Below are 12,781 nucleotides of genomic sequence, written 5' to 3' on the forward strand. Positions count from 1 at the left end.
ACCGGAGGTGAGGGGTCGGGGAGAGACCGATGAGGGCTCTCTCATCCCCGTGCGGGGCCCGCCCAGCGCTCCGCCAGCGCGATCCGCGCCTCGGATCGCGCTGCCCAGTCGGCCTCCAGCACGCGGAACGGGCCGGTGGCCAGGCCGAGCAGCACGGCGGCCACCCGGGGGCGCAGCTGGGCAGCCGGCCATCGGCGCAGGGCCGCCTCCTCCAGCTCCGCCCGGTAGCGGACGGCGAGAGCGGGCGCGGGCAGGATCGTCTCCAGCAGCGCCAGGTGCCCGAGGAGCGTCGACCAGTCGTCGATCCGGCGCCCCCGGCCGACGGTGTCGACGTCGAGCAGCCCCACCACCGCGCCGTCCTCGACCAGCAGTTGCGACTCGTAGAAGTCCCCGTGCACCGGCACCTCGGGGTGCTCGCCCGGATCGGCGGCGCGGAGGGCGCCGACCAGGCGGTCCAGTCGAGCCCGCTGCGCGGGCAGCACCAGACCGAGCACCGTCGCGTGGTCACCGATCCGTGCCTGCGCGTCGCCCGGGCGGCTCCGGCCCACGGGAGTCACCCGCGCCGCGGTCGCGGGGAGCGCGTCCAGGAGGCCGTCGATGCCTTCGGCGTCGGGCAGGCCCGCGCCGTCCCTGGCGAGGAGCTCGCGCATCGGCGTCCCGGGAAGCCCCGGCAGCACGATCACGCCGTCGTCTGTGCAGCCGAGCACAGGGGGCACGGGCACCGCCCCGTCGAGGACTGCGTGCCGCTCGACCAGCCGGGGGGCGGCGACGGGGCGGACCACCTTGAGGAACAGCGACGCCGCGCCCGTCGACGCCTCCACCACCGCACGGCGCCCGGGCCGGTAGGCGCGCAGCCGCATCCGGAGCGGGCCTTCGGTGAGGCCCAGTTCCGCGAGCCGGGTGCCGGCGGCGGTCGCGCGGCTCGCCCAGGCCAGCCCGGGCAGCGCCGGGTCCAGCGGCCAGCGCCAGACGCCGACCGTGACGCACTCCCCGTCGATCACGCCCTCCAGCACGGTCGCGCCGGTGGGGATCCGGGCGCCGGTGGTGGCGGCAAGGGATTCGCGGGTGCGCCGTCCGTCGGCCCAGGCGACCTCGGCGGCGTACTGCACGGTCGCCGCACCGCTGGGCTGCACCGTGGTGCCCGTGGCGCGCAGCTGCGTCACCTGCCCGCGGACCGGGGCCAGTGCGGCGTCCCAGAGCTCGCCCGCCTCCTCGCCGAGCAGCAGGCGGAGGGCGGGCGGCCAGGTCCGGCGCAGTGCCGGGGACACCGGTGGTGCAGGGGCTGTCGGGGTCACCCGGCCACGTTGGGGGGCGCACATGGCAGCCGGATGAGACGGGGATGAGCACGACACCGCGCCCCGTCCGCATGGGGAAGTCGGACGGGGCGCGGTGGTCGGGCGGCGCCGGGGTCAGGGGCGCCGGTCGGGCGGCGACGCGCGGTCAGATCGCGACGCCGGTGCAGGAGGCGGAGCAGTCCACCGACCAGATGCCGCGCAGCGCCGAGAAGGTCGCCGAGCGGACCAGCCGTTCACCAGCGGGGCCGGTGCGCTCGACCGGCCCGGTCCCCGGGGAGCCCGGGGTGCTCGGCGTCCCGGTCGGGGGCGGGGTCGTGCCGGAACCGGGCGGCGTGCCGCCGGGCGTGGTGCCGCCACCGGGCGTGGTGCCCGGCGCCGGAGTGCCGCCGGCCGGGGGTGCGTCCGCGCGGTAGGTGAGCGCCGCGGGCAGCACCGTCGAGCGGCCGTCGGGAGCGAACACGGCGACGTCGTAGGTCCCCGCCACGCGGGCCGGCACCCGGAACTGCACCCGCGTCGCCGACTCGGAGACCACGGTCGCCCGGGCCGTCCCGCCGATGAGGACCTGCGGCCGCGCCGGCAGCGAGGTCCCGGTGACGGTCACCAGCGTGCCGCCGGCCACCGACACGGTGTTCGGGCTCAACGAGGTGATCCCGAACGCGCCGATCGAGGGGTAGGTGGTCGTGTCCGGCACCGGGGTGCCCGGCGACGTCCCACCGGAGGGAGGCTGCACCGGGGCGGGGGGAGTGGCCGGGGTCGGGCCACCAGGATTCGTCCCGGTGCCCGGGTTGGCCGGCGTGGTGCCCGGTGCCGGTGTGGCCGGAGCTGGCACGGCCGGGGCCGGTGTGCCCGGCGCAGGCGTCGTCGGGCCCGGAGCAGGGGCGCCCGGGGTGGAGCCACCGGGCGGCGTGCCGCCGGGGTTCGGAGTGCCCGGGGTGGGCGTCCCGGGGGTCGGGGCGCTGGGAACCGGGGCACCCGGCACCGGGGTCCCAGGAGCAGGAGCGGGCGCGGGCGTGCCGGGAACCGGCGTGCCCGGGACCGGCGTGCGCGGCGGAGTGGTCCCACCCGGCGCCCCCGGTGTGGTGCCCGGTGCGGTGCCGCCACCCGGCGTCGTGCCCGGGGTCGTCCCGGGGGTGCTCCCGCCACCAGATCCGGGGAGGGACGTCCGCACGAGCAGCGGAGCGGCCGACGCCCGGCCGACGGGGGTGCCGTCGCGGAGCAGCTGGACCGTCAGCACGTACCGGCCGTCGCCCAGGGGCATGGTCGGAGACAGGCCGAGGCCGGCCAGGTCCGGGACCCGGCCCAGGTCGAAGACGGCGCTGCCCGTGTCGTCCGTGGCGACGGTCGTGCCGCCGAGCGTGACGGGCTTGTCGGCGAGGGCCCAGATGTCGCCCTCGAACTCCATGCCCAGGCCCAGGGCGACCGAGTAGTCGCCGCCCGCGGCCGAACCGCTGACGCCGATGCGGGGGGAGACGGTGCCCGCGGGTGCCGTCATGGAGGTGAACGCGTACCGGACCGACTCGGCAGGGGTGCCCGTCAGCCGGGCGAGGGACAGCCGTCCCCCCGTCACGGACCGGCCGGCGAACGCGGGCTTCGGGTCGACGTCGTCGAGCAGCGTCTGCTTGATCTCGGCGGCGGAGGCCTGCGGCATCGCGGCGCGGTACAGGGCGACGGCGCCGGCGACGATCGGGGAGGAGAAGGACGTGCCGTTCGCCAGCGAGTAGCCACCGGTGTTGGTGGTGACGACGGTCTGCGAGCCCGGGGCGAACAGGTCGACCGCGGTGGCGCCGTAGCCGGAGAAGCTGCTCACGGTGTCGGCCGCGGTGGAGGCCCCGACGCTGATGAGGTTCCAGTCGGTCAGGCTCGCCGGGTAGACCGGGTTCGTGTCGCGGTCGCCGCTGTCGTTGGCGGCTGCGGCCACGACCAGCACATCGTGCGCGGCCGCGTAGGCGACGGCCGACCGCAGCGCGGTCAGGGCGCTGCCGCCCATGGATCCGCCCCACGACGCGTTGATGACGTCGGCCCCGTGGTCGACGGCGTAGCGGATCGCCTCGGCTCCCGCATAGACGTCGACGGTGCTGCCGCCGCCGATCACCAGCGGCATGATCGTGACCTCGGGTGCCACGCCGGCCAGGCCGATGCCGTTGTCCGCCCGGGCGCCGACGGTGCCGGACACCATCGCGCCGTGGCTGCCCATGCTGCCGTTGTCGATGTCCGCGCTGTTCGTGTACCAGTTCCAGCCGTGGCAGTCGCCGCGCTTGCCGTTGCCGTCGGTGTCGGCCGTGCCGCACGGCTCCGCGGGGTTCACCCACAGCGAGCCGGCGAGGTCCGGGTGGTCGGAGTCGAAGCCCGAGTCGACGACCGCGACCACGATGCCGCCGCCCCGGGTGACGTCCCAGGCGTCGGGGGCATCGGTGTCGGCGTCCGCGACGACAGGGCTCTGGGTGGGCGCGTTGGAGCCGGTGTTCTCGAGGTGCCATCCGTGGCTGCGGCCCAGGGGGTCGGTCACCGAGCCGAACAGGGGCACCGACGTGGACGGCTCGACGGTGCCGACGCCGGCCACGCCGGCGAGGTCCCGGGGCGTGAGTGCGTCGGTCGCGACGAGCGCGCGCCCGTCGCTGAGCGGCTGCGCACTCACCACGCCGTCGACGGCGGCGAGGCCGGCCAGCACGTCGTCGACCGGGCCGCCCTCGGCCGCGGCGACGACGTAGCGGGTCAGCCCGTCGCCCGGGCCGAAGTCGGTGACGACGGGCAGGGACGGCGCCGCGAGGGCCGTGTAGGCCGCCGCTCCGCCGTACCCGGCCGCCAGGGCGGTCGCCAGGATCACCGCCTGGACGCGCTTGCTCTTCATCCGTCGAGCCCTCCGCACGCCCGCCACCCGGCCCGTCCGGGAAGAGCCGGCGCCCCGTGGGGAGCCGGCAGGCGTCATCGCGCTCGCAACGGCCGGCGCACGGGTGGGCTTGAGCAGGTTCACCCGGGGGCTCACCCGGAAGGAGGAGCCCGGGACGTTCCCTAGACTCCGCGCCATGCTGCTGAGCGACCGCGACATCACGGCCGCGATCGCCGAGGGACGCCTCGGCATCGAGCCCTACGACCCGGGCCTCGTGCAGCCCTCGAGCATCGACGTCCGGCTCGACCGGTTCTTCCGCGTGTTCAACAACTCGCGGTACACCCACATCGACCCGGCCGAGCAGCAGGACGACCTCACGACGCTGGTGGAGCCGGACGGGGACGACCCGTTCGTGCTGCACCCCGGTGAGTTCGTGCTCGGCTCGACCCTCGAGGTGATCAGCCTGCCCGACGACCTGGCCGCGCGGCTGGAGGGCAAGTCGTCGCTGGGCCGCCTGGGGCTGCTCACCCACTCCACCGCGGGCTTCGTCGACCCGGGCTTCTCCGGGCACATCACGCTGGAGCTGTCCAACGTGGCCAACCTGCCGATCACCCTCTGGCCGGGCATGAAGATCGGCCAGCTGTGCATGTTCCGGCTGTCCAGCCCGGCCGAGCACCCGTACGGCTCGGCGGTCTACGGCTCCCGGTACCAGGACCAGCGGGGGCCGACGCCGTCCCGGTCCTTCCGCAACTTCACCCGCGCGGAGACCCGTCGGCCGGCCTGACCTGCGCGCTCACCGGCGCCTCGGCGCCGGCGGTCTCGAGCACCTCGGTGTCGACGGTGGTCCGCCCCGCCGTCGACCAGCCCGGGACGGCACGGTCCACCTCGTCGTCGACGAACCGCGGCCGGGTGACCAGCCAGCCCAGGGTCCACAGCCCGGCGACGCCGGCCAGCATCAGCACGAACATGCCGTCGTAGCCGCCGGTGGCCCCGCGCAGCACGCCGACCAGCAGGGGTCCCGCGCCGGCGATCAGGTAGCCCCAGCCCTGGGCGACGGTGGAGAGCGCCGCCGTCGTCTCCGGCGTGCGGGCCCTCAGCCCGAACAGGGTGAGCACCATCGAGAAGGTGCCCAGGCCGAGGCCGAGCAGCACCATCCAGAGCCACGGGGCGGCCAGCGGCGCAGCCCAGAGACCGATCCAGCCGGCCACGTAGCAGCACATGAAGAACGACAGCAGTGGCCACTGCGCCCGCGGCCGCACCGTCACGGCCGGCACGACGGCGTTCACGGGGATGGCCACGATCGAGTTCACGCCGAGGAGCAGGCCGGCCGTGGCGGCGCTCAGGCCGGTGTCGCGCAGGTACTGCGCCGACCAGCCGACGATGACGTAGGCCTGCATCGCCTGCAGGCCGAAGAACACGGTCAAGGCCACGGCGAGGCGGCTGTGCACCAGGTCGCGCATGCGGACGGCGACGTGCGAGGCCCGCGAGACCCCTGGGGTGGCCCGCACCAGAAGCCAGGCGAGGGCGGCGACCAGCGCCAGCGCCGACCACACGCCCAGGCCCCACCGCCAGCCGTCCTCGGTGCCCACGGCGTCGGCGATGGGCTGGGTGCTCACCGACACCAGGGCGGCGCCGGCGCTCAGCGCGGTGCCGTACGCGCCGACCATCAGGCCGGTGCGGTCGGGGAAGTAGCGCTTGACCAGGCTGGGCAGCAGCACGTTGCCCAGCGCGCCGCCGGCCATGGCCAGCACGGTGCCGACGAGGAACAGCCAGAAGGAGCCCGCCAGCGAGCGCAGCACCAGCCCGGCGGCCATGGCGGCCAGCGCCCCGCCCAGCACGTGCGCGTCGCGGAACCGCGCCGACAGCGGCGGGCCGGCGAACCCGATCGCGGCGAAGCAGAGCACGGGTAGCGAGGTGATGAGGCCGGCCACGCCGCTGGAGACGCCCAGCGCGGTCTCGATCTCCTCCAGCACGGGACCGACGCTGTTGACGGCGGTGCGGAGGTTGAGCCCCGTGAGGACGATCGCGGTGCCGATGAGCACGAGGCCGCGCCGGTCGGATCCGGTGCCGGGAACGGTGCTGGTGGGCGCGGTGCGGGTCACGCAGGAATGGTCCTCCCCCCGCCGCGGGCGTCCGGGCGGGGGCCCGCGAACGACGACGGCGCGTGCTCCCCGGGCGGGGAACACGCGCCGTCGTCGGCTACCGGCTTGCGTTACTTCGGGTCGTGCTCCGTCGCGGCGGAGTCCAGGCCGACGACGTCGTCGGCCTTGGTGCCGACGTCGGCGCCGGAGGCCGCGCCCTGCACGCCCGCCGCCACCGGCTGCATCGAGCGCAGCAGGATCTGGCTGACGTCGAGGACCTCGACGTGCTCGCCGGCCTCGCCGTTCTGCTTCTTCGACGTGAGGGCGTCGGAGAGCATCGTGATGCAGAACGGGCACGCGGTGGAGATGACGTCGGGATCCAGCTCGAGCGCCTCCTCGGTGCGCTCGACGTTGATCCGCTTGCCGATCTTCTCTTCCATCCACATGCGGGCACCACCGGCGCCGCAGCAGAAGCCGCGGTCCTTGCAGCGGTGCATCTCCTGCGTGGTGAGGCCCTGGACGGAGTCGAGGATCTCGCGCGGGGGCGTGTAGACCTTGTTGTGCCGGCCCAGGAAGCACGGGTCGTGGTAGGTCACCTTGCGGTCGATCGGAGTGACCGGGACGAGCCGGCCCTCCTCGATCAGCTGGCCGAGCAGCTGCGTGTGGTGGATGACCTCGTACTCGCCTCCGACCTGCGGGTACTCCTTGCCCAGCGAGTTGAAGCAGTGCGGGCAGGTGGCCACGATCTTGCGCGTGCCGGGGACGCGGCCCTCGAAGACGCCGTTGAGGGTCTCGACGTTCTCCATGGCCAGCTGCTGGAACACGAACTCGTTGCCGAGGCGGCGGGCCGGGTCACCGGAGCAGGTCTCCCCGTTGCCCAGGACGGCGAACTCGACGCCCGCGGTGTGCAGCAGCTCCGCGACGGCCTTGGTGACCTTCTTGGCCCGGTCGTCGACGGCGCCGGCGCAGCCGACCCAGAACAGGTACTCGACGTCGTGGGGCAGCGGGCCGTCGGCCATGCGGACCTCGAAGTCGAGCTCCTTGATCCAGTCCTCGCGGACGTTGCCGCCCATGCCCCACGGGTTGCCCCGCTTCTCCAGGTTGGTCAGCATCACGCCGGCCTCGGAGGGGAAGTTGCTCTCGATGAGGACCTGGTACCGACGCATGTCGTTGATGTGGTCGACGTGCTCGATGTCCACCGGGCACTGCTCGACGCAGGCGCCACAGTTGGTGCAGCTCCACAGGACGTCGGGGTCGATGACCCCGCCCTCCTCGAGGGTGCCGACCAGCGGGCGGTGGGCCTGCGCGTCGTTGGTCCCCTCGATGCGCGCGTAGCCCGACGCCCAGACCTGCTCGTCGCTGGGCTTGAGGACGTCGTAGTCCGGGGCCGTGTCCGACGCGGTCTGGGCACCCAGCAGGTAGGGGGCTTTCGCGTAGAGGTGGTCGCGGAGGTCCATGATCACCATCTTGGGGCTGAGCGGCTTGCCCGTGTTCCACGCCGGGCACTGGCTCTGGCACCGCCCGCACTCGGTGCAGGTGCTGAAGTCCAGCATCCCCTTCCAGGTGAAGTCCTCGATCTTGCCGCGGCCGAAGATCGCGTCCTCGTCGGGGTCCTCGAAGTCGATCGGCTTGCCACCCGAGGTCATCGGGAGCAGCGGGCCCAGCGCGGGGGCGCCGTCGGCGTTGCGCTTGAAGTAGATGTTGAAGAAGGCGCTGAACCGGTGCCAGGCGACACCCATGTTCAGGATCCGGCTGATGACGACCAGCCAGGTCAGGCTGACGACGATCTTGACGAACGCGACGATCGATACGACGTCCGGGTTGTCCGGGAAGATGTTCGACACGAGGCTCGCGACCGGGTGGGACCAGGTCGGGGCGTCGTCCAGGCCGCTGGCGATCTTGGCGGCGCGGATGCCGAGGATGCACAGGCCCACGGTGAGGACGACGAACTCGACGAAGTAGCCGCGGCCCTGGTTGGTGCCGGCGAAGCGGCTCTTGCGGCCCTGGCGACGCGGGTGGTCGCGCTGGCGCCGGATGATCAGGTAGATGATCCCGAGGATCGTGCCGGTGCCGATGAAGTCGACGAACAGGTTCCACAGCGGCCACGTGCCGATCAGCGGGAGGTGGAACTCGGGGTTGAACACCTCACCGAAGGCCTCGACCAGCGTCAGGAACAGGCCGTAGAACCCGACGAAGACGAACCAGTGCGCGATCCCGATGGACGACCACTTGAGCATCCGGGTGTGGCCCAGGGACTCGATCGCCAGGGTCTTCAGTCGGGTCTTCACCGGGCCGAACCGGGTGCCGTCGGGCTGGCCGGTGCGGATGATCCGCACCATGGCCCGCACGGCCCGGTAGATGAGCACGGACGACACGATCAGGAACAGGACGCTGATCGTCCCCAGGACGATCTGCAGCGGGCCCGTCATCTTTTCCTCCCCCGCACGCCTGCCGGCGTCGGTTGACTCCCGTCCGCCGATCGGCGACGGCGAAGCTGTGGTCGGTGCAAGCGCCGTCGTCAGCGCCGGTCAAGGGACCGGCGCGCGGAACGCATGCGGGCACGGCGTGCCCGCACGGATCGCACGATAGCTGGCGTGCCAGCAGGCTACTCGCGCGTAGTCGGAGGCCGGTGATCACGATCCGGCCACCACCCCTCCGGGCGTTCCGACCGCCGTGCGCCAGAGCCACCGTGCGGCTTTGCAGCCACCGGGCGCGGCGGCTCCCGCAGCAGCGCGGCGGCTCTCGCGGCTCACCCGCTGCGGCACAGCCCTCGGATGCGCGGGTGCACGGTGAACCTCCGCTCGGCGGGGCCGGGCGTCGACGTGAGGTGACGCAGGCGCTGCTCCGTCGCCGCCCAGCCGGGCCCCACGTCGGGGTCGACGATGCGGACGACGCGGATGTCCAGCGCCCGCAACGCGTCCTCGCGACGCTTCTCCTCCCACAGCACCTGCCCGGCGGAGCGGTCGCGCCACGGGTCCGTGTACTTCACGCGCCCGTCGAACTCCACCGCGACGGCGGCGTCGTCGAACCACCCGTCGACGACCGCGACGAGCCGGCCGCCCACCCGGATCTCCACCTGCAGCTCGGGCGTCGGCAGGCCGGCGCCGACGATCCGCAGCCGGCCCCGCGTCTCCAGCGGTGACTCCGCCCGCCCGTCCGCCAGCTCCACGGCCCGGACCGCTCGCCGCGCGCCGGCCCAGTGGGCGGCGGCCGTCGTCGCATGCCGCAACTGCTCCGGAGTCGTGTGCTCGGCGAGCAGCGCGGCGTCCATCGCCACGACGGCGTCCTCCAGCGGCCACTCGCGGGCGCAGTCGACGAGGGTGCGGGCGGTGCTCGTCACGCGCAGCGGTCCCCGACGGACGACGTCGCCAGGAGGGAGCGGTGCTCGGGACATGACGAAGCCCTGGCCACGCCGCCAGCGGTCGGGATCGGTCAGCCGGACGGTCCGGTCGGTGTCGCGGGGGAGCGGCCATCCCCGGAGGCGGGCCGCCGTCGTGTGGCTGACCGCGGTGTGCGGCCTGCCGAGGTGCAGCAGCACGGCCATGCACGCCACCTCGTCCCGGGCCTGCGCGTCGTCCGTGGCCGGCACGTCGTCGGCGGCGATGTAGACGCCGCGCCGGAGGCGCACCCACCGGCCGGACGCGCACAGCTGCCGGACCTCCGAGTGGTCGTACGCGGCACGGCGGACGTCGGCTGCGGTGAAGACCCCGAGCCGACGCTCGGCCGCCGCACGGAGCAGGGGATGCACCGCGCGAGTCTCGGTCACAGAGCTCCGATCGCGGTGCCGCGCTGTGGACAGCCGGTCGCGAGAGCCGCCGTGCGGCGGTCCAGCCGGGGTGTGCGGCGGCCCCACGACTGCGCGGCGGCTTCCGGGCGAAGGCCGCGCCGCCCCGGGAACACGTTCCCGGACCCTGCCGTTATGGTGGGCAGGAAAGTTGAGCGGACCTCGCGCAAGGCGGTCGGGCTCGACTCCCCACACGGACCAGAACCACCCCAGCACACGGAAGAGAGGCCATCCCCATGGCACGAGCTGTCGGTATCGACCTCGGCACCACGAACTCCGTCGTCACCGTCCTCGAGGGCGGTGAGCCCACGGTCATCGCCAACTCCGAGGGTTCGCGCACCACCCCGTCGGTCGTCGCCTTCGCCAAGAACGGCGAGGTCCTCGTCGGCCAGTCGGCCAAGAACCAGGCCGTCACCAACGTCGACCGCACCATCCGCTCGGTCAAGCGCCACATGGGCACCACGTGGACGACGGACGAGATCGACGGCAAGAAGTACACCGCGCAGGAGATCAGCGCCCGCACGCTGCAGAAGCTGAAGCGGGACGCCGAGACCTACCTGGGCGAGCCGGTCACCGACGCCGTCATCACCGTCCCCGCCTACTTCGAGGACGCGCAGCGCCAGGCCACCAAGGAGGCCGGTGAGATCGCGGGCCTCAACGTCCTGCGCATCGTCAACGAGCCGACCGCGGCCGCGCTGGCCTACGGCCTGGACAAGGGCGAGACCGAGCAGACGATCCTCGTCTTCGACCTCGGTGGCGGCACCTTCGACGTCTCCCTGCTCGAGATCGGGGACGGCGTCATCGAGGTGAAGGCCACCGCCGGTGACAACCACCTCGGTGGTGACGACTGGGACCAGAAGGTCATGGACCACCTGGTCAAGACCTTCAACGCCTCCAACGGCATCGACCTGTCCAAGGACAAGCTGGCCATGCAGCGCCTCCGCGAGGCCGCCGAGAAGGCCAAGATCGAGCTGTCGGGCGCACAGTCGACCAACATCAACCTGCCCTACATCACCGCCGGCGCCGAGGGCCCCCTGCACCTCGACGTCACGATCACCCGCGCCGAGTTCCAGCGGATGACCCAGGACCTGCTCGACCGGTGCCGCGCACCGTTCAACCAGGTCGTCCGGGACGCCGGCATCTCCGTGGGCCAGATCGACCACGTCGTCCTCGTGGGTGGTTCCACCCGCATGCCCGCCGTCAGCGACCTGGTCAAGGAGCTCACCGGCGGCAAGGAGCCCAACAAGGGCGTCAACCCCGACGAGGTCGTGGCCATCGGTGCCGCGCTCCAGGCCGGTGTCCTCCGTGGCGAGGTCAAGGACGTCCTGCTCCTCGACGTCACCCCGCTGTCCCTGGGCATCGAGACCAAGGGCGGGATCATGACCAAGCTCATCGAGCGCAACACCACGATCCCGACCAAGCGCTCCGAGATCTTCACGACGGCCGACGACAACCAGCCCTCCGTGCAGATCCAGGTGTTCCAGGGCGAGCGCGAGATGGCGATGTACAACAAGAAGCTCGGCATGTTCGAGCTCACCGGTCTGCCCCCGGCGCCCCGCGGCGTCCCGCAGATCGAGGTCGCCTTCGACATCGACGCCAACGGCATCGTGCACGTCACCGCGAAGGACCTGGGCACGGGCAAGGAGCAGTCGATGACGATCACCGGCGGCTCGGCGCTCCCCAAGGACGACATCGAGCGGATGATGAAGGACGCCGAGGCCCACGCCGAGGAGGACAAGAAGCGCCGGGACGAGGCCGAGACCCGCAACCTGGCCGAGTCGCTGCAGTACCAGACCGAGAAGTTCCTGGCCGAGAACGGCGACAAGATCCCGGCCGAGAAGAAGGACGAGCTCGGTGAGGCGCTGACCGACCTGCGCAGCGCGCTGGGCGGCTCGGACATCGAGGCGATCAAGACCGCCCAGGAGAAGGTCGCCCGGGTCTCCCAGGAGGTCGGCGGCGCGCTCTACGCCCAGGCGGGCGAGGCGGCCGGCGCTGAGGGCGCGCCGGGTGCCGAGGGCGCAGCGCCCGGTGGGTCCACGACGGCTGACGACGACGTCGTCGACGCCGAGATCGTCGACGAGGACAACGACCGCCGATGACAAGCGGGGAGGAGCAGCCGCGGGTCGTCATCCGCGACAAGCGGCGCATCGACCCGATCAGTGGTGAGGTGCGGGCACCGGCCGGCGAGCAGCCGGCCGGTGCCCCGCCCGGCCCGACCGTCGCAGGGGAGCAGATGAGCGAGCACGAGATGCCCGTGGACGACCAGCCGCAGCAGGCGCCGTCGGCCGATGGGGGCGGGGACGACCTGTCCGCGCAGCTGGCCGAGCGGACCGAGGACCTGCAGCGGGTCACCGCGGAGTACGCCAACTACCGGCGCCGGGTGGACCGGGACCGGACCCTCGTCGTCGACCAGGCGGCCGAGCGGTTCGCCACCGGCCTGTTCCCGATCGTCGACGACATCGAGCGGGCGCGGGACCACGGCGACCTGACCGGCGCGTTCAAGCTGGTGGCCGACCGCATCCTGGGCCTGCTCGACGGCCTGGGTGTGGAGGCGTTCGGCGCGGCCGGTGACGCCTTCGACCCGTCGCTGCACGAGGCGGTCATGCACGACACGTCCGCCGACGTGACCGTGCCGACCGCGACGACGGTGCTGCGGCAGGGCTTCCGCCGCGGCGACCGGGTGCTGCGGACGGCGATGGTCGCGGTGACCGAGCCGGAGAACCCGGCACCCGCCGGCGACGGCGCCGTGCCGGCCGACCCGGGCGCCGCGGCGTCCGACTGACCCGCAGGGAGG

Annotated in this window: 8 protein-coding genes; 3 read left to right on the forward strand and 5 right to left on the reverse strand. The window is 73.3% G+C overall.

The genetic code is table 11. The features are described 5' to 3' along the window. Positions 1-41: 41 nt before the first annotated feature. Positions 42-1,295, reverse strand: a complete 1,254-nt coding sequence (locus BLS70_RS14015; RefSeq protein ID WP_143030417.1) for an aminoglycoside phosphotransferase family protein — start codon at positions 1,293-1,295, stop codon at positions 42-44. A gap of 145 nt (positions 1,296-1,440) precedes the next feature. After that, complete coding sequence (locus tag BLS70_RS14020; RefSeq protein ID WP_176946420.1) at positions 1,441-4,143, reverse strand: S8 family serine peptidase; 2,703 nt, start codon at positions 4,141-4,143, stop codon at positions 1,441-1,443. A gap of 175 nt (positions 4,144-4,318) precedes the next feature. Between BLS70_RS14020 and dcd the strand changes: the two genes are divergently transcribed. Beyond that, entirely contained in the window at positions 4,319-4,906 is a 588-nt protein-coding gene (gene dcd / locus BLS70_RS14025) for a dCTP deaminase (RefSeq protein ID WP_091769051.1), read from the forward strand. Here dcd and BLS70_RS14030 read toward each other — a convergent pair. The 3 genes from BLS70_RS14030 to BLS70_RS14040 form a co-directional block, all read right to left on the reverse strand. After that, on the reverse strand, positions 4,875-6,224 hold the full coding sequence (locus tag BLS70_RS14030) for an MFS transporter (RefSeq protein WP_091769054.1): 1,350 nt from the start codon (positions 6,222-6,224) through the stop codon (positions 4,875-4,877). The two genes, dcd and BLS70_RS14030, sit on opposite strands and share 32 nt — an antisense overlap. A 110-nt stretch (positions 6,225-6,334) precedes the next feature. Further along, positions 6,335-8,632, reverse strand: a complete 2,298-nt coding sequence (locus tag BLS70_RS14035) for a (Fe-S)-binding protein (RefSeq protein ID WP_091769057.1) — start codon at positions 8,630-8,632, stop codon at positions 6,335-6,337. A 320-nt stretch (positions 8,633-8,952) separates the two neighbouring features. Beyond that, entirely contained in the window at positions 8,953-9,951 is a 999-nt protein-coding gene (locus tag BLS70_RS14040) for a type IV toxin-antitoxin system AbiEi family antitoxin domain-containing protein (RefSeq protein WP_091769060.1), read from the reverse strand. A gap of 272 nt (positions 9,952-10,223) precedes the next feature. Here BLS70_RS14040 and dnaK point away from each other — a divergent pair, with 272 nt between their 5' ends. Continuing rightward, on the forward strand, positions 10,224-12,086 hold the full coding sequence (gene dnaK / locus BLS70_RS14045; protein ID WP_091769063.1) for a molecular chaperone DnaK: 1,863 nt from the start codon (positions 10,224-10,226) through the stop codon (positions 12,084-12,086). After that, positions 12,083-12,769, forward strand: a complete 687-nt coding sequence (gene grpE / locus BLS70_RS14050) for a nucleotide exchange factor GrpE (RefSeq protein WP_091769066.1) — start codon at positions 12,083-12,085, stop codon at positions 12,767-12,769. Before dnaK ends, grpE begins: the two co-directional genes overlap by 4 nt. The last annotated feature ends 12 nt before the right edge of the window (positions 12,770-12,781 follow it).

Origin of the sequence: Blastococcus aurantiacus, from assembly GCF_900102425.1 — a bacterium.
Lineage (GTDB): Bacteria > Actinomycetota > Actinomycetes > Mycobacteriales > Geodermatophilaceae > Blastococcus > Blastococcus aurantiacus.